Source organism: Spirosoma areae (genome assembly GCF_054781775.1).
Genome location: NZ_BAAGTT010000033.1, coordinates 1 through 26,004, shown reverse-complemented (window position 1 = coordinate 26,004; position 26,004 = coordinate 1). Strand labels below are relative to the sequence as shown.

General features: G+C 51.7%; 27 protein-coding genes. 10 read left to right on the top strand and 17 right to left on the bottom strand.

What is annotated here, in order from left to right; translation table 11 throughout:
• Positions 1–111: 111 nt before the first annotated feature.
• From ACYVI1_RS18035 to ACYVI1_RS18000, 8 genes are all read right to left on the bottom strand, one after another.
• Positions 112–360, bottom strand: coding sequence for a hypothetical protein (locus ACYVI1_RS18035; protein WP_460912136.1), 249 nt, complete (start codon positions 358–360; stop codon positions 112–114).
• A gap of 221 nt (positions 361–581) precedes the next feature.
• Complete coding sequence (locus tag ACYVI1_RS18030) at positions 582–1,175, bottom strand: fasciclin domain-containing protein (RefSeq protein ID WP_460912135.1); 594 nt, start codon at positions 1,173–1,175, stop codon at positions 582–584.
• A 139-nt stretch (positions 1,176–1,314) separates the two neighbouring features.
• Positions 1,315–3,693 carry a gliding motility-associated C-terminal domain-containing protein gene (locus ACYVI1_RS18025; RefSeq protein ID WP_460912134.1) on the bottom strand — a complete coding sequence of 793 codons (2,379 nt, stop codon included), beginning with the start codon at positions 3,691–3,693 and terminating at the stop codon, positions 1,315–1,317.
• Between the two features lie 168 nt (positions 3,694–3,861).
• Positions 3,862–3,987 carry a hypothetical protein gene (locus tag ACYVI1_RS18020; protein ID WP_460912133.1) on the bottom strand — a complete coding sequence of 42 codons (126 nt, stop codon included), beginning with the start codon at positions 3,985–3,987 and terminating at the stop codon, positions 3,862–3,864.
• 42 nt (positions 3,988–4,029) lie between these two features.
• A complete protein-coding gene (locus tag ACYVI1_RS18015; protein WP_460912132.1) occupies positions 4,030–5,286 on the bottom strand; it encodes an RNA polymerase sigma factor in 1,257 nt (418 codons plus the stop codon).
• Entirely contained in the window at positions 5,283–5,918 is a 636-nt protein-coding gene (locus tag ACYVI1_RS18010; protein ID WP_460912131.1) for a lysostaphin resistance A-like protein, read from the bottom strand. Before ACYVI1_RS18010 ends, ACYVI1_RS18015 begins: the two co-directional genes overlap by 4 nt.
• A 112-nt stretch (positions 5,919–6,030) precedes the next feature.
• Positions 6,031–6,438: a DUF1761 domain-containing protein gene (locus tag ACYVI1_RS18005; RefSeq protein ID WP_460912130.1), complete on the bottom strand. Its 408-nt coding sequence runs from the start codon at positions 6,436–6,438 to the stop codon at positions 6,031–6,033.
• Between the two features lie 92 nt (positions 6,439–6,530).
• Positions 6,531–6,884, bottom strand: a complete 354-nt coding sequence (locus ACYVI1_RS18000) for a YciI family protein (protein ID WP_460912129.1) — start codon at positions 6,882–6,884, stop codon at positions 6,531–6,533.
• 336 nt (positions 6,885–7,220) lie between these two features.
• Here ACYVI1_RS18000 and ACYVI1_RS17995 point away from each other — a divergent pair, with 336 nt between their 5' ends.
• The 4 genes from ACYVI1_RS17995 to ACYVI1_RS17980 all read left to right on the top strand — a co-directional run bounded on the left by ACYVI1_RS17995 (position 7,221) and on the right by ACYVI1_RS17980 (position 9,492).
• Positions 7,221–7,688, top strand: coding sequence for an FKBP-type peptidyl-prolyl cis-trans isomerase (locus ACYVI1_RS17995; protein ID WP_460912127.1), 468 nt, complete (start codon positions 7,221–7,223; stop codon positions 7,686–7,688).
• Positions 7,689–7,815: 127 nt separating this feature from the next.
• Positions 7,816–8,769 (top strand): L-threonylcarbamoyladenylate synthase, encoded by a 954-nt coding sequence (locus ACYVI1_RS17990; RefSeq protein WP_460912126.1) that lies wholly within the window; start codon positions 7,816–7,818, stop codon positions 8,767–8,769.
• 60 nt (positions 8,770–8,829) lie between these two features.
• Positions 8,830–9,021 carry a hypothetical protein gene (locus ACYVI1_RS17985; protein WP_460912125.1) on the top strand — a complete coding sequence of 64 codons (192 nt, stop codon included), beginning with the start codon at positions 8,830–8,832 and terminating at the stop codon, positions 9,019–9,021.
• 246 nt (positions 9,022–9,267) lie between these two features.
• Complete coding sequence (locus tag ACYVI1_RS17980; RefSeq protein WP_460912124.1) at positions 9,268–9,492, top strand: DUF6169 family protein; 225 nt, start codon at positions 9,268–9,270, stop codon at positions 9,490–9,492.
• Positions 9,493–9,505: 13 nt separating this feature from the next.
• Here the strand turns inward: ACYVI1_RS17980 and ACYVI1_RS17975 are convergent, their stop codons facing one another.
• From ACYVI1_RS17975 to ACYVI1_RS17965, 3 genes are all read right to left on the bottom strand, one after another.
• Positions 9,506–10,579 carry a phosphotransferase family protein gene (locus ACYVI1_RS17975; protein WP_460912123.1) on the bottom strand — a complete coding sequence of 358 codons (1,074 nt, stop codon included), beginning with the start codon at positions 10,577–10,579 and terminating at the stop codon, positions 9,506–9,508.
• Between the two features lie 98 nt (positions 10,580–10,677).
• Complete coding sequence (locus ACYVI1_RS17970) at positions 10,678–11,469, bottom strand: porin family protein (protein WP_460912122.1); 792 nt, start codon at positions 11,467–11,469, stop codon at positions 10,678–10,680.
• A gap of 158 nt (positions 11,470–11,627) precedes the next feature.
• Positions 11,628–12,890: an acyl-CoA dehydrogenase family protein gene (locus ACYVI1_RS17965; protein ID WP_460912121.1), complete on the bottom strand. Its 1,263-nt coding sequence runs from the start codon at positions 12,888–12,890 to the stop codon at positions 11,628–11,630.
• A gap of 356 nt (positions 12,891–13,246) precedes the next feature.
• On the opposite strand from ACYVI1_RS17965, the gene ACYVI1_RS17960 reads away from it, so the two are divergent.
• Positions 13,247–14,782 (top strand): D-arabinono-1,4-lactone oxidase, encoded by a 1,536-nt coding sequence (locus ACYVI1_RS17960; protein ID WP_460912120.1) that lies wholly within the window; start codon positions 13,247–13,249, stop codon positions 14,780–14,782.
• Between the two features lie 40 nt (positions 14,783–14,822).
• Positions 14,823–16,349 carry a sensor histidine kinase gene (locus ACYVI1_RS17955; RefSeq protein ID WP_460912119.1) on the top strand — a complete coding sequence of 509 codons (1,527 nt, stop codon included), beginning with the start codon at positions 14,823–14,825 and terminating at the stop codon, positions 16,347–16,349.
• Between the two features lie 5 nt (positions 16,350–16,354).
• Here ACYVI1_RS17955 and ACYVI1_RS17950 read toward each other — a convergent pair whose 3' ends face one another.
• Positions 16,355–17,308 carry a 1-aminocyclopropane-1-carboxylate deaminase/D-cysteine desulfhydrase gene (locus tag ACYVI1_RS17950; RefSeq protein WP_460912118.1) on the bottom strand — a complete coding sequence of 318 codons (954 nt, stop codon included), beginning with the start codon at positions 17,306–17,308 and terminating at the stop codon, positions 16,355–16,357.
• Between the two features lie 73 nt (positions 17,309–17,381).
• Between ACYVI1_RS17950 and ACYVI1_RS17945 the strand changes: the two genes are divergently transcribed.
• The 4 genes from ACYVI1_RS17945 to ACYVI1_RS17930 all read left to right on the top strand — a co-directional run bounded on the left by ACYVI1_RS17945 (position 17,382) and on the right by ACYVI1_RS17930 (position 21,711).
• Positions 17,382–18,413 carry an RluA family pseudouridine synthase gene (locus tag ACYVI1_RS17945; protein WP_460912117.1) on the top strand — a complete coding sequence of 344 codons (1,032 nt, stop codon included), beginning with the start codon at positions 17,382–17,384 and terminating at the stop codon, positions 18,411–18,413.
• Between the two features lie 83 nt (positions 18,414–18,496).
• Positions 18,497–18,991, top strand: coding sequence for a GNAT family N-acetyltransferase (locus ACYVI1_RS17940; RefSeq protein ID WP_460912116.1), 495 nt, complete (start codon positions 18,497–18,499; stop codon positions 18,989–18,991).
• A 102-nt stretch (positions 18,992–19,093) separates the two neighbouring features.
• The gene (locus tag ACYVI1_RS17935) at positions 19,094–21,340 is read left to right on the top strand and encodes a transglycosylase domain-containing protein (RefSeq protein ID WP_460912115.1); all 2,247 of its coding nucleotides are present in this window, start codon (positions 19,094–19,096) and stop codon (positions 21,338–21,340) included.
• Between the two features lie 2 nt (positions 21,341–21,342).
• Positions 21,343–21,711 (top strand): hypothetical protein, encoded by a 369-nt coding sequence (locus tag ACYVI1_RS17930; protein ID WP_460912114.1) that lies wholly within the window; start codon positions 21,343–21,345, stop codon positions 21,709–21,711.
• An 11-nt stretch (positions 21,712–21,722) separates the two neighbouring features.
• Here ACYVI1_RS17930 and trmD read toward each other — a convergent pair whose 3' ends face one another.
• The 5 genes from trmD to ACYVI1_RS17905 form a co-directional block, all read right to left on the bottom strand.
• On the bottom strand, positions 21,723–22,400 hold the full coding sequence (gene trmD / locus ACYVI1_RS17925; protein WP_460912113.1) for a tRNA (guanosine(37)-N1)-methyltransferase TrmD: 678 nt from the start codon (positions 22,398–22,400) through the stop codon (positions 21,723–21,725).
• Positions 22,390–22,989: a ribosome maturation factor RimM gene (rimM, locus tag ACYVI1_RS17920; RefSeq protein WP_460912112.1), complete on the bottom strand. Its 600-nt coding sequence runs from the start codon at positions 22,987–22,989 to the stop codon at positions 22,390–22,392. The genes trmD and rimM overlap by 11 nt, the downstream gene beginning before the upstream one ends.
• A 145-nt stretch (positions 22,990–23,134) precedes the next feature.
• Positions 23,135–24,016, bottom strand: a complete 882-nt coding sequence (locus ACYVI1_RS17915) for a 30S ribosomal protein S16 (protein WP_460912111.1) — start codon at positions 24,014–24,016, stop codon at positions 23,135–23,137.
• Positions 24,017–24,468: 452 nt separating this feature from the next.
• Positions 24,469–25,425, bottom strand: a complete 957-nt coding sequence (locus ACYVI1_RS17910; protein ID WP_460912110.1) for a vanadium-dependent haloperoxidase — start codon at positions 25,423–25,425, stop codon at positions 24,469–24,471.
• The gene (locus ACYVI1_RS17905) at positions 25,422–25,784 is read right to left on the bottom strand and encodes a hypothetical protein (RefSeq protein WP_460912109.1); all 363 of its coding nucleotides are present in this window, start codon (positions 25,782–25,784) and stop codon (positions 25,422–25,424) included. The genes ACYVI1_RS17910 and ACYVI1_RS17905 overlap by 4 nt, the downstream gene beginning before the upstream one ends.
• Between the last annotated feature and the right edge of the window lie 220 nt (positions 25,785–26,004).

Genomic DNA, 26,004 nt, shown 5'->3' with positions numbered 1-26,004 from the left:
GTAGTGTAGCTAATAACGCGGTGGAGCCACCATTGGTTATAAAGTGGGGTATGTCATCTGGCCCGACTCTACAAGTGAAAGGGCAACCCTTTGGATTGCCCTTTCACTTGCTTAACTATAAGCTGGCTTATCAATATCCGGTTTAGGATTCGGGTTGCGGTTCGGATGCCTCATGGGCAGGCTGGCCGCTGGCTCGTCCCCATCCATATACTCATCTTCCAGCGCATCGGGAGCCAACTCCTCGGGATCGATTTGGTTGCCTGGCCCCCCGCTGGCTCCTTCGGGTGACTGATCACCCAGCCCAGCGGGTGAAATGGCCTGTTTGGCCCGTATGATGTCTTCTTTCTCCTGATTTTCCATAACGTTTACGTGTCTACTGTTAACAGGCGTTTACGTAATCCTGCAGCATCAACTTAAATCAGGCCATCGGGCAGACCCCTGTGCGGTCAGGTGTTTACAGCTATTATTCGCGCTATAAACACCTGACCTTGCAGAGACCAAACCGATACCACAATCTGACTGATCCAGCTTGACTACCTACGCTCTTAACCGGTCTGCTGTGGTATTGTTTTGCTGATCAGCTACTTCCCACCTCCCGAAACAGGCATTAACACCGTGTCAATTGAATGTATGGTACCATTCGTCGCCTGAACGTCAGCATAATTAATGGTTGCGGTGTTACCCGCACCGTCCGTAATGGTTATGGCATCGCCCTGCCTGCCAACGGTTAGTGTGCCCCCCGTTACGGTTTTGAGTTTCTGACCGTCCTGTAACTGGTCGGCGGTGAAGCTGCCCTTCACCACATGGTAGGCTAATAGTTTCACTAACTGGGCTTTGGCCGCGGGCTTCAGCAAGGCATCGACGGTGCCGGCAGGCAGTTTATCGAAGGCTTCGTTGGTTGGCGCAAACACGGTGTATGGGCCTTTGCCACTGGCCTGCTCTGTAAGCCCTGACAACCGCAACGCCCGAAACAGGGTTGTGTGATTGGCCGACTTGGCCGCACTGATCGCCAAATCCCGCCCCGTCGACCCACCCGACTTCATGGGCGTTTCCGACGTTGTGTTTGCCGTTGTAACCGGGCTTGTTGCGTTCTGATTCTGGGCCAGAACAAAGCTGTACGAGCCAATGAACAGGGCTGATGCGAGCACCCAGCCGACAAAAGATTTGCGTTTCATAATAAATAATATTGAGATGGAAGAACGACCTGCCAACTGGCAGGCCCGAAGCAATCGCTCCAATTTATTGATTAAACGGCATGTCTCTATCAATAAATTGCCTGACAGGAAAGAATCTGAGCGAAAGGGAAACAATAGGTTAATGAATAACCATTAGCTGCCCCCGATAGGTAGCCGAGAGCGGACCGCTGCCGGTGCGAATCTGGTAGGTGTACAGGCCCGCTGGCACCGGTTCGGTCTGGTAGGTGCCGTCCCAGGGCTGGGTATACCCGCGCGAGGAAAAAAGGAGTTCGCCCCAGCGATTAAAAACAGATACTTCACATTGGGGAAACGAGGTGATATTCGGAATAATCCATACATCGTTCTGACCATCGGCATTGGGCGAAAAAGCCGACGGAACATACATCGGTTCGGTTACTTCGACCAGAATCGATAACGTGCTCCAACAGCCTCCCGCCCCGACAGCCGTGAGTTGATAGGGCGTTGTTTCGAGGGGGCTGGCAAGGGGGTTTGCCACATCAGTTCGGTTCAGCGACGCAGGCGGGTCCCAGTGGTAACGGCTGATGGGTTCGCTGCTTTGCGTGGTTAACTCCACACTGGCTCCCTTCACGATCTGATACGACGTTTTGCCCGTCAGCGTTAAGCCTGCCGATACAACGGCCCACCGGCTTTGTTCGGCCCGGCAACCGTTGTCGGACGTAACAGTATAGGTGATTTGATGCCGGCCAACACCCGCACGGGCAGGGTCGAAGCGATTGCCATGCACACCCGGTCCGGCATAAACACCACCAGCCGGTTGCCCGCCTAAGGTCAGCACGCTATTGCTGGAAACACAAACGGCCGCAATTGAATCCAATAGGGCGGCAGGGCGGTCATGCTGGGTGAGTGTTACACTGTTCGAGGTGGCCGAGCAGCCTGTTGGAGCCGTAATAGTTACCCGATAAGTCCCGCCCTGACGTACCGTTAGTGGATTGGTCGTTTCGCCCAGTTTGTTACCGTCCTGCTGCCAGACAAAGCTGTAGCCCGTTCCATTTTCAGCCGTGAGCTGCACGGATTCGTCCGGGCAAAATGTTTGTGCCGAAGCGTTCAGTTGAGCCGATGGCCGTGGATTGAAGCGTACACGTAAACTATCCTGTCCTTCGCATACCGCTTCTTTTGGCCGGGCCAGCACGTCATACTGACCCGATTGAACGACCCGCAACGTTGCCTGTTGTTCACCGGTCAACTCCTTCTGATCGCGTCGCCAGCGGTATTGATAGCCCGGCTGACCTTCGGCCCGCAGGGTTACCGTATCACCCGCGCAGTACGGCTGGGGAGCCGTTACGGTCAGTTTTACTGGCGGAGCCGTCACGTACTGGACCTTCACCGCCTGCGAGGTGGTATCACTGGCACACGCGTTCGCCTGGCTTTTCACAACTGTATATACCCCCGTTGCCCGCACCTGTAATGTGTCGGTGATGGCTCCACGCAGGTTTTCCCCATCTTTTTGCCACTGATAGGCCCATAGCGGGTCTTTTTCGATGGATAGCACCAGTGGCTGGCTCCCACACCAAACCAGTTCTGATGCGGTTTTACCATTCGCCATGACGACCGCCGGCGGGGGCGTATTTTTAGAGCAGTCAACCACCGGCAGTTGGAAATCCCGGCGCACAACGCCAATCCGTTCGCCGTTCCGCAGTTCTTCGCACTGCACCGTAAAGAGAAATAACCCTTCCCGATTGGCCCGGACCGTCAACTGACCAGTGTTCGGATTGATGCTCAGGGGCGGATTGCCGGGAATACTCGTTGCCACACTGTAACCAGTTGCCCACGTAATTGGTGGATAGCTGGTTCGGGCAATATCGGTCAGCATGAGGGGTGTTGTCCGGTTTGTATAGCCATTCAGAGGGGTCACGAGCGAGTAACGGAGTTGGTCGCCATCGGCATCCGTCGCTCCGGCATTAAAGGTGAATGGTTTGTTGATGCAGATATAGTCGCCGTTGGGGACGCGAAAATCGGGCGACGAGTTTTGAAACGTCGCTCCATTTTTCAGCATTGGTGGAAATTCAAGGTAAAACACCATGGCCAGCCCGGCCGGTATGGCACTATTGACGTTCGTTAGATCGTCGTTGCGGCAACATCGCTCCCAAACAATATAGTAGCCGCCAGGGTCAGTGTAGAGTTTGGGGTCGAACTGATGGGTTTTGTAGTATCGGGCTTCCGTAAAATTTAATTGCCGAAGCATAGCACAGGCGGCATTATCGAACGTAAGGGGAAGCGTTTCCTGTAGGTCAAGCTCGACGCTTTCGATCAGAACAGGATTCTGTTTACGAAAGATCAGCAGTTTTACTGACCCGTCCCGGTTGCCGGTGCCGGTTTTGACTTCATCCCAGTATTGATTTAACTGTAGCCGAAAAAGGCCGGGCGTTTTCCCAACCGCCTGCATACTTACGTCGCCCCCAATGATGTGGGTTGCCCGTACACCCAGTGATAGCAGCACAGCGACTATCAGCAGCAATCCTCCCCTTCCTATACTCACCACATGCATGATACCGACGCCAGATTATCAACCGAATCTACCAGGTAATAAGGCAAATTAGTCCGGAATATAATCAGACTTCCGGCACAGAGCACCGGCGGGGTCCATTCTGTTAGTATATGGTCATTTACAGGGGGTTATACGGGCAATATGTAGCCTATTCAGTAATTATTTCGACAGAATGCCCTTGGCAATCAAATAGGGAATCAGGAGCCACAGCAACCCTTTAATGAGGAAGAAGAAAAACCCACCCCAGCCTGCTCGTTTGAGCCAATATCTGAACCGCTCATTCATAGAGCAAAGATAGGGATTTTCGGTTGTTGGGGCTTTCGGTCCTTACAATCTCTCAAGCTTTCGCTCCAGCAATTCTTTCTCAGCGGCAGAGGGTGTCAGTTGAATAGCCCGCCTGTAATGCCGGCGGGCCGGATCGGGCTCGTGGTTCTGTTCGTATAAATCACCCAGCACAGCATGGTAATGATGCATCGCATCCAATCCTGATAAATTTGCCACTTCAGTCAGCGCCTGCAACGGTCCCGCTACGTGGGCTACCGCTACGGCCCGGTGCAGGGCAACAACGGGCGAAGGTTTTTGCTCCAGCAGCAAATCATAGTAAAGCAAGACCGTTGGCCAGTCGGTGGTTGCATACGACGACGCGATGCAGTGGAGCATCGCAATTCCGGCTTCGAGATGGTATTCACTCGGTGCGTCGCCCTCGGCCGAACGGTTCAGGTAGGTATGACCTTTTTGGATCAGGTCCTGATTCCAGCAACTTCGGTCCTGATCGGCCAGCAGGACAATAGCCCCATGCTCATCCGTGCGGGCATCGAACCGGGCAGCCTGGAAACACATCAGGGCCAGCAGCGCATTCACCGCCGGGCGTTGTGTGCGCGGGGTTTGGGTCAGCAGCAGGCAGAGCCGCATGGCTTCTTCGCACAAATCCTGCCGGATGAGCTGGTCGGGGTGCGATGAATTGTAGCCTTCGCTGAACAGTAAATAAATGCTTTTCAGAACCGAATCTAAGCGGGTGGCCAGGTGTGGTCCCGCCGGCACTTCGAGTTGGATACCCGCCTGCCTGATCTTCTCTTTTGCCCGGTAAATGCGTTTGGTGATCGTTTCGTCGGTCGTCAGAAACGCCCCGGCAATTTCCCGTACAGTCAAACCGCACAGAATCTTCAGGCACATGGCCATCTGCGATTCAACCCCAATGGCCGGATGGCAAATGGCAAACAACATTCGTAATTGGCTGTCGGTCAGTTCATCATCGAAGAAATAAGCCTTCTCCATCGCTTCGTCATCTTCCTGCTTGTACGGATACGCAACGTCGGGGCTACGTTGCCGGAATCGGGTTTCGCGCCGAACGGCATCTAATGCCTTGTTTTTGGCGACCTTGTAGAGCCACGCACGCGGGTTGTCGGGAATGCCCTGGAATGACCAGCTATGCAACGCCTGCATCATGGTATCCTGCACGATGTCTTCGGCCAGGTCAATCCGGTCGAACCCCAGCATACAGGTCAGTACCGAGGCTATCCGGCCTGCTTCGTGCCGAAACAGGTGGGCCAGTAGTTGGTTTGAATCGTCAAATTTATGCGTCACATTAAAAAGGCAATTATTGCGTATGACAGGGTATTTCCAAGCCCATGAGCTATCCAGCCAGGAATAATACTTCCATTCGCAAATTTTTCCTTTATATAACCAATTGACCAGGCTGCGAAGCCCGAAAAAATGAAAATGAAAAGCATCGCAAACAGGGATGCTTTACCAATAAGCCAAAATAAGATCAAGTGAACAAGCCCAAATACAAACGACTGTAACAGGTTCCCATAAGTAAACCCGAATGTAACAATAAGCTGTTTTGCGATAAACCCCCGAAAGAGTATTTCTTCAGATAGGGATGTTTTAACCAGCGCGATAAGTAAGAGTATGGTTATTGAATATACGTTAACGCCCATTAGGTGTAATTGCCCCGTAACACTTTTAGGCGATAGCACAGCCCGCTTTATATCACTATCAAAAAATGCCAGACCTATCCCTATACCGAGGAATACTAGTAAGGTTAAAAACGTATATAGGATTGATTGGCTAGTCGGTCGATACAGACCAATATAGTGCCTAAACAATACCCGTTTATCTTTTCTAAAAAGAAAAAATAAATACGGAATTAAGGCAAACAGAAAAACCTGAAGCACGGCTGAAATGCACTGATTTAGTAGGTCTGTCATTTTCATTTACAGGGATTATTACTTCCTTAATGTCTACGTAAATGGACAATCCGATAAGGCTAAAGCGCTATCAATCAACATACTATAAATTAGCTGCTATAATCCTCAAATCCTGCATCTACCTCCAGGCGCCTAAAATTAAGCCCATAACAACAAAACTAACTGTCACATAACCACCGTGAATGAGCATGTAGCGGGTTGTTTTTCGTTCAAACTGCCCAATAACAAATAAGGACATGGCTACCCAGCCAAAGCCAGCTAAAAAGCCTGCCAGTGCTCCCCAGCTTGTTGTCGTTTTACTATCATTTAAAAACAGGGCAAGATTAAAGGCCATCACCAGTGAAAAAAGAAAAGTCAGTCCAAATAACCTCGGCATGTTACTTTTCTTCAGTTCAGCTTCTGAAAAATTATTTTCAGCCATCCAGGAGTTGCCAAATAATAAAGCTGAATACCAGAGTCCACCAATTAAAAAGTTTGCCAGAGTGGCCACAAAAATAGCCAGCCAGTTAAGGGTTGAAATATCCATAAGAATTTTTCAATAAGTTCGCTATCCTCTACACGTTAATGCAGTAACTAAAAATCCTCCCTTTCTCCTGGAGAAAGGGAGGACAGCGTGCTTTACCCAAAGTTAATAATCTGGCGCACTTCTACTGTGCCATCACTATCAAATAGTGGGCAACCCTGAGCCAAAGCGATTGCCTCCTCTTCGTGGGCGGCTGTGAGCACCATATAGCCGCCAACAATTTCTTTGCCTTCCGTATACGGCCCATCCGTAACAACCTGCCCGCCTTTTGTCATGATTTTTCCGGCTGGCACAAGACCCTCTGTTCCCAGCATTTTACCCTGAGCGGCAATGCCGCCTATCCATTGATTCCATTTCTGAATCTCGGTCTGAATCTGTTCGGGCGACTGCTGCTGCAAAGCTATTTCTGCCGAATAAGGCGAGTGGAAAATGAGCATGAATTTTTCCATGATCGTTGTCTGATTTGTTTTAGATGGTTATAAATTTGATTACCAACACTAAGACGAACTACCTGCCCCAAATCGGACAAATTAGTGAAAAATAATTTCTATTTCTTTTAGTGATTTGGTTATCAGCCAATTGATTGGATAGAAGTAGACGAATAGCTTGCTAACACCCCCGCAGATTACGGGCTGTTTCATGACTGAACCGGCATCCGTCCAGCATATATCAATACCTGGAATGCTTCGTCTCTTTACGGTCAGCTACCAATTTTTGACAAAATAAAAGCAACTTTGTGCTTCACTTGTTTTAGAAAAAAACGTTCTGCAACCGAAGCATTTGATATGAATATCACCAAAGACAAAGTGGCAGCCATCCATTACACGCTGCGCGACAGCAACGGCAACATCGTGGATTCCAGTGAGGGCCGTGATCCACTCTACTACCTGCACGGTGCCAATAACTTGATTCCGGGCATGGAGGAAGGGCTGGAAGGACGCACCAAAGGCGATCAGCTTAAATTGGACGTTGCCCCTGAAAAAGGCTATGGCCGACACGACCCCGACCTTGTGGAGGAAGTGCCGCTCCGGGCATTTGGCGGGGCGGCCGTGGAAGTGGGTATGCAGTTTGAAACCAACGAAGGGCAGGTTATCACCGTCACGAATGTTGGCCCCGAAACCGTAACGGTCGATGCAAATCACCCCCTGGCCGACCAAAACCTGCATTTCGATGTCGAGGTTATTGACGTGCGCGATGCCACATCCGACGAGCTGGCGCATGGCCATGTTCATGGCCCCGGCGGGCATCACTAAAAAATAGACAGGATTACAGGATTTCTACGTTGATGTAATCCTGTAATCCTGTCGAAAAAGATAAACTTGTCCTATAGGCTATTTCCGCTCTCTTCACTAAAAGGCCCTATCTTTGCGCCACGAAATTATGGCACAAATTGGCACTGACGGGCAGGCGGCAAAGGCCTTTTTAGAAGCGGGGCAAGTAGTGGGCATTCCCACCGAAACGGTGTATGGGCTGGCCGCTAACGCCCTCAATCCCGATGCCGTACTGACGATTTTCCGGGTTAAAAATCGCCCGTCGTTCGATCCGCTCATTATTCATACCGACTCGCTCGCCAAACTCGACCAGTTCGTTACAGAGATTCCCGAAGCCGCCCGTCAGTTAGCCGAACTGTTCTGGCCGGGGCCGCTCACCCTGCTCCTACCCAAACGAGACCTGATTCCCGACCTCGTTACGGCGGGTCTGCCAACAGTGGCGGTTCGGGTTCCGAACCACCCGCTCACCCTCGATTTACTGCGCTCGCTCGATTTTCCGCTGGCGGCTCCGAGTGCCAATCCCTTTGGCTACATCAGTCCAACCACCGCACAGCACGTTGCCGATCAACTGGGCGATCAGGTGCCGTATATTCTCGACGGTGGTCCCGCCGGTGTCGGCATCGAATCGACCATTATTGGCTTTGAGAAGAACGAGGCTACAGTGTATAGGCTGGGCGGCATGGCCTTAGACCAGATTGAACAGGTAATTGGCCCGGTATCGGTGCGAACCCATTCGACCTCCAACCCGAAAGCACCGGGAATGCTAAGCAGCCATTACGCTCCCCGCAAACCACTGATTCTGCTCTCGCCGGGCCAGAGTCCGCAACCACACGAGCGGGCCGGAGCGTTGGCATTCCGGGAACCGTTCGGCGGCTTTCGACCTGAAAATCAGCGCGTCCTCTCCCCCACCGGCGACCTGAACGAAGCTGCCAAAAACCTGTTTGCTCACCTGCGGGCGTTGGATGCGCTGCCCATCGACGTTATCTACGCCGAGCCGTTGCCCAACGAAGGGCTGGGCTGGGCCATGAACGACCGACTCCGCCGGGCCAGTGTGCAGGCATAAGGGCGGCAACTGTTTATCCCCAAATTGGTTTTAGCTTTAAAAACCTAATACGCATCGGTCATGACAGCAGAAGAATCAAAAAAAGGTGAGCGACACGAACGGGCCTTAGCCATTGTCCGGCAGATGGTAGCCAACAAGAAAGCCGCTGAGCAAGAGGCCATTGAAGACTATAAAAACAATCCGGCAAAACAAGCGCTGGTTGCTGAACTTGATCGTAAAAATGCAGAACGAGGGACGCCTGTTGTTAGGTGATGAATTCACAAACGAGAAGGAGAATGCTTTTCTATTTAGGACGAGCAACCGAATTCTTTACGAAGTAAGATTCAAGCCGAGCGGTTATATTTTCGCCAATGACCCTGAGATTCAGCCATCTGTTTTTGAAATAAGCATTGTTGTCATCGAAAATCCTACGGGCAAACGCCAGCCCGGAGACTCCCTGATACACCAACAATTGCCCGAATATTTGGTAACTTTTTTGAATAGCACGAGCGTGTTGTTGTGTATGTCTGCGATATGTCGGACCAGCGTGGCAAAGCAAGGCAGCGGAAGTTCACGTACTGGTTCAGCTACTATCAGGGCCTTGAATACACGCAGTTTAGCGACTCTATCGTTGACGAAGCCGGTATTATCTATTTTGTATCGCTGATTGTCAGACTCGATAATCCCTACCGTCGTCGCCTGCTGCTGGCTTTCGATGATTTAGTAACAGATTATAGAAAGTAAGCTTACATTTCCCTCAAATCCTCCCGCTCTCAATCGCTCCAGCCGCCTTGTTGGCCAGTTCAACAATCATGGGCAACAGGTGGCCAAAACGGGCATCCTGGCTGTGGCCCTGCTTCCAGCGGGCGTAAATCTGCTGGGCAATCACGGCGTTTTTATACAGCCCAAATACGTAATAAAACAGGATATGGGTCAACTCGCGCCCGCTTCGGGCGGCATAGCGGGCCACGACTTCCTGCCGGGTCAGGTTGCCGGCGAGCCAGGTCAGATTGAAATTCTTATAAGCGGGGCTGTCTGTCGCTTCGGACCAGTAGGCCAGGGTAGCCCCTAAATCCATGAGCGGGTCGCCGACGGTGGCCATTTCCCAATCTAAAACGCCTTTGATTACCGGCAATGGTTCGCCGGTGGTTTCATCGGGAGCCAGCAAGACGTTGTCGAATTTGTAATCGTTATGCAGAAAAGCCGGTGCCTGTTCGGATGGGTAATTTTGCGGGAGCCACTCGCCCACACGGTCCATAGCCGGAATTGGGTCGGTTTCGGCATTGTGGTAGCGTTTGCGCCAGCCCTCCACCTGCCGCTGCACGTAGCCTTCGGGTTTGCCCAGTTGAATCAGGCCCGTTGCATCGATGTCCAGCGCGTGAATGGCAACCAGATTATCGACTAATGCTTCGGATAATTGACGCATCCGTTCGGGAGACAAATTCAGCCTGGGAGCCATGGATGCCCGCAGAATCAGGCCCGCAATCCGCTTCATGATATAGAACGGTGCCCCCAGTACGTCGGACGATTCGCAGTAAACAACCGGGTCAGGAATTTTGTCGTAATGCCCTTTCAACAATGAAAGCACACGAAACTCACGGCCCATGTCATGCCCGCCTTTGATGTTGGCCCCAACCGGTGGCCGGCGAAGCACGTAATTAGTATCAGCGGTTTTAAGAGCGTAAGTCAGGTTGGAAAAGCCGCCCGGAAACTGCTGAACCTCAATCACATGGCCCATGTCGGGCGCGTGTGTATGCAGGTATTCATTCAGGGCGATCAAATCAAGTTCTTCGCCCAAACGAACAGCGCGGGGCGCATCGGAAGCAATCATAAAGGAGAATGAAGAATGATGCGTGAAAAGTAGGTTGTATTCATCACTTTTCATTCTTCACTCTTCACTAATTTTAAATTAATCCAGACTGCCATCGTCTATCGCTTTTTCAGTTTATCGACAATCTTGCCCAGCGGATACCCCACATTTACACTAAAGGCCCGATTGTAGGATTTTTCATATCCTGACCCTGATTCAATATTGGCCAGCCCCAATTCGTAGCCCAGCCGAATACGCAGGCTGCTGGGTAACTGGTAGCCGACGGTGAAAGCCAACCCAGCATCGAAACGCTTGAGACCACCGTTCGTCGCATCAAAGGCAGGGGAACTAAAGGCCTGGCCGTTGAAGGTAGATTTAAATGTACCCGAAAGGCCATAGCCGAAGTAAGGCCCTAACCCTCCGAACAGTTCGCCTTTATTGTCAGGTAAATAGTGGCGATAAATAGCATAGACCGGCAATTCCAGATACAGCAGGCGGGTAACATCGCTACCACCGGCATATTTTGTTTTGCCCCCCTTTTGAACCAGTTCCAAAGCGGGCATTAACGCAAAACGGTCGCTGGTAAAGAATGAAGTGGGTTTGGGTGGTGTATAGCCCGACCCAAACGATAAGCGATTACTGGTACTGGCCATTAAGGTTTTGGTGGCTGGCGGGTTGCTGTATAGAGTTGAACTATTCGACGCCCCCAAGCCAATAAAATGAGAGAATACAATATTAAACCCCAATGCAGGCCCTTTTTCATCATTGGTTACATAGTAGGATGTCTGCCCCTGATATATTTGGGTATCCTCAAATGAAGCATCTATAGTGGGTTTAAACGTTTCACAGGATTGAGCCAGCAACCCAGCCAGCAATAGAAATAAAGCGCGAACGAACGGAGTTATTTTCATGAGCGTAAGGCGGCATAAAGAGAGATGAGACGATTGCTCAAATTTCCCCTCCACTACCCGATCATTCAATAGTTAGTATTAACTATTTTACGCCATGAAATGGCTCCGTTCGCAGCCGACTAAGCCGAGCGAGAACGGAGCCATTTCATCATTCATCATTACTCTTGTTCAGCCGCCATCATCTGCCGAAACTGCCGCAGTTCGCGGGCTTTTTGCTTGATATCCAACCCATATTTTTTCAGAATGCTGGCCGCTAAATTCTGCTTATGTACTTCATCGGCACCGTCCCAGATGCGTGCGCCCCGCTCATGGCGATACATGGCCGCCAGCACCGTGTCGTCCGTTACGCCCAATGCGCCATGCACCTGAATGGCGCGGTCGAGTACCCGCAGGAACGCATTAGCCACATAGAATTTAATGGCCGACACGGCATCGCGCACGTTGCTCACGCCCACCGTGTCGATCATGTACGCCGTGTTGAGCACATACAGCCGGGAGGCATCAATTTCGGCCCGGCTTTCGGCAATAAAATCCTGAATAAACTGCTTTTCGCCCAGCATCACATCGTCTTCGATCTCGCGCGTGGCGGCTCGCCTGCACATCAGGTCAAGGGCTTTTTCGGCGTTGCCAATCCAGCGCATACAGTGATGCACGCGCCCCGGCCCGAGCCGTTCCTGCGCCAGCCGGAAGCCCATGCCCTCGCCCGCAATCACGTTTGAGAGCGGCACCCGACAGTCGGTATACGTCACTTCGGCATGACTGAACCAGCCTTCGCCCGGTTCGCCAAATACGGGAATATTCCGTTCTATTTTGAAACCCGGCGTATCGGTCGGAACGATGATCATGCTGGCACGCTGGTGGGGTGCCGCGTCGGGGTTGGTTACGGCCATGACTACCGCAAAGGCAGCGCCATCGGCGGAGGAGGTAAACCATTTTCGCCCGTTGATAACGTATTCGTTGCCATCCCGAACGGCCATTGTCGCCATCCGGGTAGGATTTGAGCCGGCAAAATCGGGTTCGGTCATGGAAAAGCAGGAACGGATTTCGCCCGCCATCAGGGGTTTTAAATACCGCTCCTTCAGTTCGGCGGACGCAAACCGGTGGAGTAGTTCGGTGTTGCCGATGTCGGGTGCCTGACAGCCAAATACGTAATGCCCGAAAAACGGCGCGTGGGCCAGCGCTTCGCTGATTTGTCCAAATTCGCAGAGTGTCAGGCCGTGTCCATTATCCTCTTCAGACAGGTGCAGGCCCCACAAACCGGCGGCTTTGACCAATTGGCGTTTCTGGTCCAGAATTGGGATGAGGGCACTAAGGTTATGATGCGAGAAGCCGTCTTCAAGCGGTATGAGTTCAGTCTCAACAAAGGCTTTAACCTGTGCCAGCAGGGGTCTGACGCGGTCGGTGGTGAAAATTGTTTCCATGCGGGCAAGTTATAGAATTATTCGGAGAATGGGTTTCACACAGCCTTCAAGGCTACAGAACAAGTTTTTCCGACAGGATTAAAATCTGTACTCCTGTCGAACTCAACCCGGCAAGTTGCCCGCAGGCATGGCATCTACACCCCAACGTAACAGCAGTTACTCACTATAAACAACCTTCTTTCTTTATGCAAGTAGCTCAGCTACGCAATCCTTACGTTAACCTTCAGGCAGTCAGTTATTTTCTTGCTTCAAATAAAACTATCCGTTAGCTTTGGAAACGGCCGCTTAGCCCCCTTTCCGGTGATACCACGTCGTTTTTTCCTGCCCGTTCACCCTCTTTCTGAACCCTTATTATCATGGAAGCGCCCTCCATTAGCACCATCAAAACAACGCAAATCGACAACGTAACCTACCACCTGCCCGCCACCAGCGAGGAGGTGATGGCCGTAGTGAATGTAGCCCATCAGCAGAAAGCCATTATCTGTATGCGGGGGTCGGCCCACTCCTTTCCCCTCATCGGCGACCTTGAAACAGGGCCTTCGTCCCGACCCCGCATCTACCTGATGCTGACCAATATGATTGCTGTCACGTTCGACGATGCGGCCCGGCAGGTGACCGTACAGGGCGGTTGTCACTTAGGTCTCGATCCGCATGACCCGACCCATACCTCAACGCTGGAAAATTCGCTGCTCTACCAGTTGGATCAACACGGCTGGGCCATTCCCGATTTGGGCGGCATCAGCCACCAAACCGTCGGTGGATTTTTGTCGACCGGCTCATCGGGCGGCTCGACCCAGTATTCGTTTGATGACCAGTTGGTGAGTCTGACCCTCGTGACGGGTGGCCCCAATGGAGCGCAGTTGAAAACCTTCAGCCAGAATGACCCCAGCTTTAGCGACGCCGACAACCCGTTTTTTGCTGCCGGGGTAGCCCTGGGGCTATTTGGTGTCATCGTGTCGGCCACGTTTAGCTGCGTCGATAAATTCAATATTGCGGGTCAGGAAGCCACAACCGAGGTGGCCGACTGCCCCATCAACCTCTTCGGGGAAACGCCCGGCCGCATCGGGTTTGAAGCGTATCTGCAACAAACCCAGTACACGCGGCTGATGTGGTGGCCGCAGCACGGCCTCGAACGGATGGTTGTCTGGCAGGCGCATAACATTGGCAACGACCCCGATTTTGTTCCCATCCCATATCAGGAAGTACCGTATGCCCGCCTTGACATCATGTCGCTGATAAACATGGATACGCCGATTCCGGCGGAGATACTGGCCGATGGGGTGTTGAGGGTGCTCGATTGGGTGAAGCCCATTCCGATTCTGAATGGAATCATACCGGTCTTGCTGAAAGCGTTTGTTCAGTTAGACGGCGACAAAGGGCCGCAGAAGTTTCAGGATGTCTGGTACAACGGCATTCCAATGGACAATCAGATGGACGACGACCTGATGCCGGTCTGGTTTACCGAACTCTGGATTCCGATTGAGCAGGCGACCGAAGTAATGAAAACGCTGCGTACTTTTTATGCGGGCGGCTTAGACAACACGGGTACGTTCAGTTGCGAGATTTATGCGGCCAAAGCGAGCCGATTCTGGCTAAGCCCATCCTACCAGACCGACGTTATCCGGATCGACGTGTTCTGGTTCGCCAAAAACACGGGTAGCCCGACGGATTCGTTCTACCCTAACTTCTGGAATCTACTGCAACCGTTTAATTTCCGGCCCCACTGGGGTAAGTTCCTGCCCGATGGCAACAGTGCCCAGGGAGTTGGCTATCTGCGTAACCGATACCCGAATTTCGACCGGTGGCTGGATCTTCGAACCCAACTGGACCCGCACCAGGTGTTTGTCAGTGACTACTGGCGGGAGCATCTGGGCATACCGCTTCCGGCCTGATGAATTCAGGCTGAGTCACCTTGTTTACCACTTAATAGCCATGAAAACACGTTTTCAGAGACTATGGCGTCCCGTGATGCGGGTTTGGGAGCGCATCGTTACGATTGGGGTTTACGACGGCATGAGTCCCTGGGATTACAAACGGGTTCGGCTGCTGAACGGCATTGCGGGTATGGCCACAGTCGTGTACCTGTTATACGTGCTGACGCTGATTAATTCGCCGGATTATGTTACGTTTTACCTTTGTCTGGCTTATGCCTTCCTAACGGCTCCGACCCTGCTGTTCAGCTATCTTCGTCGCTACAATGCAGCCGCCTACTACTACATTCTGCTCACGACCCTGCTGTATGTATTTACCCCAATTGCCAAGAAAAACGACGGCAGCGAATACCTCCTGATTGCCAATGGTATCCAGCCTATGCTGTTTCTTCGGGGTGCCTGGCCTGTCATTAGTTTATTCCTGCTCAATGTGGCAGCCCTGTTTTTCGTCCGCTACGCCATGACGGTTATCCCACCGTTCCTGCATAACCCTTACAGTACGGATGTCTATAACGTCAATGTTTTTTTGTCGATATGCATTCTGTTTCTGATTGTGTATTATTTCCGCACCCAAAACTACCGGCAGGAAGGCTTGCTGAGCCAGCAGAACGCGCAGCTTCAGCAGTCGCTCGACCATTTGAAAGCCACGCAGGTGCAATTGATACAAAGCGAAAAAATGGCGTCGCTGGGGGAATTGACCGCCGGTATTGCCCATGAAATTCAGAATCCACTCAATTTTGTCAATAACTTTTCGGACCTAAGCATCGAACTCCTGAAGGAACTGACCGAAGGGCCGTTCCAGCAATTGCCTGCTGCCGAAAAAGAATACGCTGGCGAACTGGTGGACGATCTAACGCAGAACTTGCAGAAAATTCATCATCACGGCGGTCGGGCCGATTTAATTGTGCGGGGAATGCTGCAACACTCGCGAACCAGCACCGGCGAGAAACGCCCAACCAACCTTAATCAATTAGCCGACGAGTACCTGAAATTAGCGTATCACGGCCTGCGGGCTAAAGATAAAGAGTTCAATGCCGAACTTATTACCCACTTCGGCCCGGAAGTGGGCCTTATCGACGCGGTGCCGCAGGATTTGGGCCGGGTGTTGCTAAACCTCTACAACAATGCCTTCTACGCCCTTTCGGATAAGAAAAAACAGCAGCCTGCCGATTTCCTGCCGACGATTACCGTCAGCACCCGGCTGCTGGCTACCAACGAGAGCGGCCAGGCTGGCAATACTTCCAACCAGAAACGCCCGGCCATAGCCAACGGGCGCGATGGTGGGTTCGTGGAAATTCGGGTTCGTGACAACGGGATGGGAATACCGGAAAGTATTCAACAAAAAATTTTCCAGCCTTTCTTTACGACTAAACCAGCGGGTCAGGGTACGGGGCTGGGGTTGTCGCTGAGCTACGACATGGTGACGAAAGGGCACGGCGGAACGCTCAGTATGGAGACGGTCGAAGGCCAGGGAACCGAGTTCATTATCCACCTGCCCGTCAGCAGTAACCAGCCAGTCGCGGCTTAGAAGTCTCACTCTGTGGTAATTAGTGGCGTCAGTTCCTCACTCCGCCCCTGCAAGCCGCCCGTATGCACGGCCACAACGGTTGCGCCATTGGGGAAATATCCCTGCCGGGCGAGGTCGTAAATGCCGTAGAGCATCTTGCCGGTATAAACCTGCTCCAGCAAAACGCCGGTTTTCTGTTCAAAGGCCCGGATGAACCGGAGTAATTCAGGCGTGGTTTTGGCATAGCCGCCAAAATGATACGTTACTATGCGTTTCAGGTTCGGTGTTTCAGGGTCCAGGTTAGCTAAGCGTAAACCTGGACCCTGAAACACCGAACCTGAAACAGTATTCAGAACAACAAACCCCAGCACGGTTGTCCCTGCCGGTGCCGATTGTGCCAGTCCGCTCACTGTGCCGCCCGTGCCGACGGGGCAACACACATACTCAGGTGCATGGCCCAACTGCGCGATGATTTCGGGGATAATCTCAGATGTGCCCTGAATAGCCAGGGCGTTGGTGCCGCCTTCGGGCAGAACGTAGCAAGGGCCAAACTGGGTGGTTAGCTCATCCAGAAAATCCGGCGTGTCTTTTCGGCGATAGTCGTTTCGGCTCACGAAATGCAGGTACATTCCGCCCAATCGGCAGAAAGTCAGGGTTTTGTTCAGGGGTTGGCTGGCTAATTCGTCGCCCCGCACAATACCGATGGTTCGGAAACCAAACTCCTGTCCAGCCGCAGCCGTAGCGTAGAGGTGGTTGGAATACGCTCCGCCAAAGGTTAGTAAGGTTGTAAATCTCTGCTCCTGAGCCGCCAGCAGATTGTACCTGAGTTTACGCCATTTATTCCCCGATACCAGCGGATGCAGCAAATCGTCACGTTTCAGAAACAGACGGATAGGTACCCGTTCCGGAAACGGATCGTCAAGAAAGTGGACCGGCGAGTGGCGGGCCAAATCTAAGAGGTGCCGGACAAGTTCAGTCATAATCCGTAGTTTTGCAGTACACAAACCTAAACGGTTTTCAAAATTTTTTAGGTTTAAAGAGCAAGAGAAAACAGTGGCAGAAACAGAAGACGAATTACCCGAAGACGACGAATTATACGAACACCACCGCATTGTGGTCGATAAAGGCCAGAATTTACTGCGGATAGACCGGTTTCTGATGGACCGGCTGCAAAACGCCACGCGCACCAAAATTCAGGCCGCTATCGACGTGGAGTCGGTTCGGGTGAATGGTAACGTTACGAAAGCGAGCTACAAAATCAAACCGTCAGACGTCATTACGGTGTCGCTGCCGCACCCGCCCCGCGAAACCGACATCAAGCCCGAAAACATTCCACTCAACCTTGTCTTCGAGGACGACGACTTATTGGTGCTCAATAAACCGGCGGGCATGGTGGTTCATCCGGCACATGGCAACTGGGACGGTACCTTAGTCAACGCCTTGGTGTATCATTTCCAGAACCTGCCCACCTCGCGCAACGGCGACATCCGGCCCGGTCTGGTGCATCGGATCGACAAAGACACGTCGGGCCTGATGGTGATTGCCAAAACCGAATACGCCATGTCGCATCTGGCCCGGCAGTTTTTCGAGCACACCATCGAGCGCACTTACAACGCCCTGGTGTGGGGCATTCCAAACCCACCCGACGGCACTATTACGGGCTTCATTGGCCGCAGTCTGAAAGATCGGAAAGTGCAGACGATCTACGACGATGAGAGCAAAGGGAAATGGGCGATTTCGCATTATAAAACGCTGGAAACCCTGCGCTACGTTGCGCTGATGCAGTGCAAGCTGGAAACGGGCCGCACCCATCAGATTCGGGCGCATTTTAAGCACATCGGCCATCCGCTCTTCAACGATGCCATGTACGGGGGCGACCGAATTCTGCGGGGCAGCCCCGTTGGCAGCTATAAAGCATTTGTTGAGAATGCCCTCAAACTCATACCCCGGCAGGCGCTGCACGCTAAATCGCTGGGGTTCACGCACCCGCGCAGCCGTCAGTGGCTTCAGTTCGATTCGGAGTTACCCGCCGATTTTCAGTCCGCACTTAATAAATGGCGGAGATTAATGGATAATGTACAATGAATACTGTACAATTGTCAACTGATTCATAACCATTATTCATTCGGGGCCGCCCGTGCGGTTCATTCTACATTATTCATTCAAAAATGATTTCCATCCGCCCCGGCACCCTGGAAGATATACCGGAAGCCTTCGCTTTAGTTACTGAATTAGCTGTCTATGAACGAGCAGCCGATCAGGTCACCAACACGGCCGAACAAATGGCCATCGACGGGTTTGGCCCCACTCCCCTTTTCGGGATGATTATGGCGGAGGACTCCGACAGTCAGAAAATCGTTGGTATGGCCTTGTATTTCTTTCGGTACTCCACCTGGAAGGGCAAACGGCTGTATCTGGAAGACATCATCGTAACGGAAGAGTTTCGGGGGTACGGCGTTGGCAAATTACTCTTAGATGCAACCATCGACATGGCTGGTGAAACTCACTGCACCGGCATGATGTGGCAGGTGCTGGACTGGAATGAGCCTGCGATTGGCTTTTACAAACAGTTTGGCACCCGTTTCGACGATGGCTGGACAAATTGTCATTTGGATTTTTTGAGCGTGAAGCCGGGAGCGCGGGGCCGGAAGCGCGGAGAATAAGTAGCGGTGCATTTTCTGCTTTTACGCCCTGCTCCGTGCGCCCCGCTCCTTGCCCCTTGCCTAAAACCCCTATCTTTGCGCTTTCGCGAATAGTTACCAGGCATGACGTATCGTCAACAGAAAGCCCTCCGCATAGCGGGTTGGGTATTTTTAAGTTTATTTTTAGTGGCGCTGGTGGGTGTAGGCATTGCTTATTCCAAACGGGAAACCTTGTTGCAAACCGCCCTGGCCAAAGGCATCCGCATCGCCAAACGAGACTATGATCTCGATGTTCGGATTGGTTCGGCAAAATTTACGGGTCTTAGTTCGCTGGCTTTTACCGACATTTCGGTGGTGCCTGCCAAACGCGATAGCCTGGCCCGTATTCAGCGGGTTGAACTGGCGGTCAGGTTCTGGCCGTTGCTGGCGGGAGAAATCGGGCTGTCGGGTATGAGGCTCGAAAACGGGCTGATTCAGGTCGTTAAGCATGATTCACTGACAAATATCGACTTTCTGCTCCACCGTAAACGCGACGCGACGGTGGTGGTGTCAGACCCGGCTTCCGAAACAAACCAGCGAACCAATCTCGCCGACTTAACCGAGAATCTGATTGACAATATTCTGTCCAAAATTCCCGACGACCTGAATATCAGCAATCTGGAGTTCAGAGCCTTGGACAATACCGATACAGTAAGCCTGCTGACCCAAACGGCAGTTATTAGCGACGAAGCGGTATCCTCGACCATTAAACTGAATGGCAATCAGGCAACCTGGCACATAACAGGTACGGCCGACCCCAGCGACCGCGAATATAATCTGGCCTTGTATGCAGAAGGGCAGAATGGCCAATCCAAACCGATTGAAGTGCCCTACATCCAGAAAAAGTACAAGCTTAAGGTGCAGGCCGACACCCTCCGGGCCGAACTTCGGGATGTAGACCGATCAGGTGGTGAGTTTCGGCTCGAAGGGGCCGGTTCGGTTAAAAATTTACGAATCAATCACCCCGCCATTGCCCGAACTGACGTACTGGTGCCACGGGCTTCGATGGAAGCGAATCTGTTTGTAGGCGAAAATTACATCGGCATCGATAGTTCGTCGGTCCTGCGCTTAGGTGAAGTCAGCGCCAGGCCTTTTGTGAAATATACCCTCAAGCCGACGAAAATGTATGAGTTGCAACTGCACACGGACCCGATGAATGCCCAGGCCCTGTTCAACTCGTTTCCGCACGGGTTGTTCGAGTCGCTCGAAGGCATGCAGGTAGTGGGTAAACTCCGGTATGACCTGGCGTTTCAGTTAGACACCTCGCTGCCCGACTCAGTTAAATTCAACTCGGGCCTGACAGCCGACGGCTTCCGAATTCTGAAAATGGGACAAACCGATTTTGCCGCCATCAACCAGCCATTCGTGTACACACCCTACGAAAAAGGCAAACCCGTTCGCGACATCGTCGTTGGCCCCGAAAACCCCGACTACACCCCCCTGAATCAGATTTCGCCCGATCTACGGAATGCGCTGCTAACCTCGGAAGATTATAATTTCTTTACGCATAAAGGCTTCAACGAAAAAGCATTCCGGGTATCTATCGCTACCAATTTCAAGGAGAAATCCTTTAAACGGGGTGCCAGTACGGTGTCGATGCAGTTGGTTAAAAATGCATTTCTGAACCGCAACAAAACCCTGTCGCGCAAGGTCGAGGAAATCCTCATCGTCTGGTTGATCGAAAACCAGCATATCGTTTCCAAAAGCCGGATGTATGAGGTTTATCTGAACATCATCGAGTGGGGCCGCAACGTCTACGGCATTGGGGAGGCATCCCGGTATTATTTTGCCAAAAGCCCGGCTAACCTCAACCTGGGTGAGAGTATTTTTCTGGCCTTCGTGGTCCCCCGTCCCAAACGGGCACTCGACTGGTTCATTCCCGGCGGAACGCTCCAGACTCGTAATGTGCGGGGCTACTTCAAACTGATTGGCCGCATTATGGCCCGGCGCGGCCTGACAACGCCCGATTCGGGCGCGTATGGCTTCTATGATGTTCGGCTGCGCGAAGGGTTGCGCCAGGAGGTGGCCCCGATCGACACGCTGTTTCAATCGGATAGCTTGATGACCGAACCCGGCGACGACGTTGACAACGACGAAGGCACCGGCATCGGCAATTTTTTCCGGCGGCTGTTTAACGGTAAGAAAGCCGACGAAAAACGAACCGAAGCTGAACAGCCAGTTCAACAATCCGACCCCGTTCAGGTACCCGCCCGCGAACAGGCCCCGGCTGATACGGTCAAAACCCGCAAACAACTCCGGCAGGAACGGCGCGAACAAAAGCGTCGGGAACGGGAAGCGGAGGAATTACAAAAAGAAACCGGTAACCCCTGATTATGAAATCGTTACTAAGACTTTTGTTGCTTATACTCGTCGTTGTGGGGGGTGTGCTTTACGTCGTTTCGAAGCGAAACCATACGTCGTTTTCCCCACAAACAATTGATTTGGCCGTTGACTGTACCGAATTAGCCAATGTGCTGGTCACCTCAACGGTCGATGTAGAGGTCCGGAATCTGTCGTCCCGTTCCCACAGCGACGTGTCCGTAAAAGTTACCGCGTTCGACGAAGCGGGGAATGTGCTCAAGGAAAAATACACCACATTTACCCGAACGCTGGCCCCCAAAAGTGCCTTCGACAAGCCCGTTACGCTTCCGGCGGGCACAAAACGCTGCGACTGCGAAATAGTGAGTTCAAATCCGCAATAAGAAACCAACGGCTACTCGTCCAGCAAATCCGGCCGTCGCGTTCGCGTCCGTTCGAGCGCCTGTTCGTGACGCCACTCGTCAATGTTGGCTTCATGACCCGACAGAAGAATGTCGGGTACGCGGTGGCCTTCAAATTCGGCCGGGCGGCTGTACACGGGCGGGGCCAGCAGATTATCCTGAAACGAGTCGGTCAGGGCTGAGGTTTCGTCGTTCAATACGCCGGGCAAGAGACGGATAATCGCATCAGCCAGCACACAGGCTGCCAGTTCACCCCCACTCAGCACGTAGTCGCCGATGCTGATTTCTTTGGTGATGAACAGTTCCCGAACGCGCTCGTCAACGCCTTTGTAATGCCCGCAGAGAATTATCAGGTTCTGCCGTAAGGAGAGGGCATTAGTGGTTTGCTGATTCAATCGCACACCGTCGGGCGTCATGTAAATCACCTCATCGTAAACCCGTTCGGCCTGCAACGAACGGATGCAGCGGGCAATTGGCTCGATTTGCATGACCATCCCCGCGCCCCCACCAAAGGCGTAATCATCGACGCGCCGGTGTTTGTCGGCGGTGAAGTCGCGCAGGTCATGCACTACTACCTCCACATAGCCGCCCTGCTGCGCCCGTTGTAGAATAGAGTGAGCGAAAAAACTGTCTAACAGACGTGGCAGACAGGTAATGATGTCAATTCTCATCCGTATCGTCTGGGCTGTGGTCAGCTTCGTCGCCGTCTGTTTCTGGCTTCTCCTTGTCGTCTGCCATATAAATCGCCAGCAGGCCATCGGGCAGGGCGACGTTAAGTTTCTGGCTGGCGCGATCAATTGTTCTGACAATATCGCTGTTGATGGGTATCAGCACTTCTTTGCCCTGATAATCCATCGCAATGAGGTCCTGCGCGTTCATGGCATACACGCCCCGAACAATGCCCAGTTCGCCCGCTTCGGCATCAATAACCTGATAGCCAACAATTTCGTGAAAATAAAATCGGGTTTCGTCGGTTATGGGTTCTAACTCAGCCAAGGGCAGGAAAGCCCCGCAGTTGATGAGTCGTTCGGCCTGCTCGATGGTGTCCACATCCTCGAACGCGATGATAGCGCGACTACCTTTCACGATGGCGATAGACTCGATGAAGTATGGAATCAACTCTCCTCTTACCTCCAGCAACACGGATTCGAGGTCAGCGTATTCGGCGGAATTATCCACATCTAAAAAAAGCACTAACTCACCACTAACGCCATGCGTTTTGGTGATATGGCCTACCTGATAACAATCGTCTTTGGTCAATGTATTTACGATTTACAGTTTACGATTTAGTACCGTACCATCAGATCGTACTTCGTACCGCAACGGCGGACCGTTTCATAAATCGTAAACAAAATGAGCCTGTCCAGAAACGAACAGGCTCTTTTCAACAAATTAAAGCGAAAAACTATTCCGCAACCGGAGCGTTCGTTTTAGGTTTTTCGTCCGTAGTTGCTTCAGCAACAGGAGCCTCCGTTGCGGGAGCATCGTCAACAACTGGCGTTTCTTCAGCAACCGGCATTTCAGCGATGGGTGCAGTTTCCACAGCAGGAGCTTCCTCAGCAACCGGCGTTTCTACCGGTGCAACGTCTGCTACCGGCGTTTCGTCAACAGCCTCAGCGGTTGTTTCAGGTACCGGCGTTTTATCAACGGCCGGAGCCGCTACTTCGGCAACCGGGGCAACAGCCTCCGTTGCGGGCGTTTCGTCAACAACCGGCGTTTCGTCAACAACCGGAGCCGTTTCTTCAGCCACAGCAGCTTCTGCTACGGGAGTTTCATCAACTACCGGAGTCTCAACTACCAGGGCTGCAACTTCCGTTACGGGCTCTTCTACTTTGTTTTTCTTAGAAATTGCTTCAGCGCGGGCTTCGTTCACCTTTTTCTCCGCTTCCAGACGAGCGGCACGAGCCTGCTCTTTGGTCTGCGTTTTGGTGTCGGCCGTGTCGGCTTTGCGGTTCTGCTTTCCTTCCTGCCAGGTCGTGAATTTCTCATCGGCCTGCTCCTGCGAGATAGCGCCTTTGTTGACACCCACCTGCAGGTGTTTGCGATACATGATGCCTTCGTGCGACAATACCGAACGCGCGGTATCGGTCGGCTGAGCGCCTACCATGAGCCAGTGAACGGCCCGTTCCGACTTCAATACGACCGTCGAAGGGTCGGTGTTGGGGTTGTACGAACCGATTTTTTCGATAAATCGGCCATCGCGTGGCGAGGTTGACTCAGCTACCACGATGTCATACATCGCCATTTTTTTGCGTCCACGACGCGCTAAACGAATTTTAACAGCCATTTGTGCTTGTTTGGTTTTGATGGGGGACGCATCCCCCTCGTAAAACGTGGCCGCAAAGGTACGAAAAAACTTTGTGCACTGGTTGTTGAGGGTTATAAATAGTTTAGAGGTTTCAACTTTTGCCTGTTGAGCGGGCTGGAAGTGAAATCAGCCATATCCAACCGTGAGTAAATTTGCTCAGTTTCTCTATCTGCTCAAAAACGTGATAGTACACGCACGTCAGCAACCGAATGATCGAGAGTATCGTGAACCAGTTTGATTAACTGAACAATAAAAATTGAATAATTTAAAAGCTGTACTAAATTTACTTTGAGCCTGTTTAAGGTCTCTATATTTACTTATACAAAGGGCTATATAAACAGTTCATAATTTGTAAGCAGCCAGGCGAGGAATCTAAACAAGTCCGCAATCCCCATATTCTGACGAGCGGACTTGTTGAAAAGGCTACTAATTTATTTCAAAAATTTAACCCCATTATTAATATTTTGTCCAATCTTATTGCCCATTGTAGTGCCTCTATCAATGGCTATCCGATTATGGATGCCAGCATACAATCTCGATAATCCTATTTCTGTTGCCATAGCATCTAAAGAACTATAGGTACGGGGAGCCATACCTAAATAGTCGTAGGCATGATTGGTAAATTGATAATTGTTGCCTAAATCCTTTTTCAATACTTCCGCAAAAGCACCCGATATGACCGAATGTGCCGAAGGGAAATCGGGAAAATTAGGAGTGGCAAACAATGCATTCCACGACGAATACCCCAGTACATTCCTTATGTATGTTATGGGACGCTCCTGATTGTACTGGTATTTGCTTTTGAAGGTACCAATGGCCGCATCTACCACGGCTATTCCTGCCTTAGCATATAAATAAGCCGAGAAATCTAAACTGCGGTTTTGTTGTGATACTATTTGCCTGATAAGCGATAAATAATGCCCTCCACCGAAGCCAGGATTATCCCGGTAATACAGACCGATAGCTGTTTGTTCAGGTGTAAGCGCTTGGGACACATCATATACTTCTTTCATCATCTTATAATACTCCGAAGCCGTATCCGTCGAATAAGCAGGTGGTGCTTGTGGAGCAGATCCATTAAGGCTGTTCGGAAACAGCAGGCGATTATTTCCCCAATAAGGCCCGAACGGTGCGGCATTGGCGGGCGGGGTTGGCACCCAGAGACCAGGCCCAACGGGTGGCCCATAAGCGGCATTGGCACTGGAAGCCCCATCTGCTTTTGACCAGTCAAAAATTAATTGAGCCACCGCTTTACCGAAGGCAACAGACCGGTTAAACGTACCTGTATCGTTAATCTGCGTTTGATAGGTAGCAGTAAAGGCATTTTCCAATGAGTCTATCGCGGCTTTATTGGCATCGGTGGTGGTTACGAAAAAATTTCGGTTCATGGCGGCCAGTGCTGCATTGGCACAGGTAGGCCAGTGATAGGTATCCTGAGCGGAAATTTGCGGCATGGCGGGATATTGGTTAGCTGCCCGGCAAGGGTTTGATAAGCGGGCATACCCTGAACCACCGATTCGTATAAGGCGATGGCGGTATAGCCCATGAAACGGTGCGGTGGAAAACCACCGATGAAGGTGGGGTTGGTTCTAAATAAACGCAACTGCATATCCATCCACTTCAGCGCTACTTCCGATGTATAGGTGCTGGTTTCAGCGGAATTTGGGTTAGGAACTCTATGGTCGGTGTTGCAGGAAATTGCCAGAGTAATAGCAAGTGCCATCAGCGAGGATAGTAACTTTTTCATGTCTGAAGATTTTAGGTGTAAATGATATGACAAAATTGAGACAATAAAAAAGCCGCCCCATGTCTATGGGGTTCAACTATATGTCAAAAAAGTTCAGTATTCTAAGAGGCTGTCTAAAAATTAAAAACGTCGAATCATAATACGAATCATTGCCAGTTGGATCATCGCTTCGGAGACCTTTACCGAACGTTCATAATCCACCCTTAACCGACGCTGATGA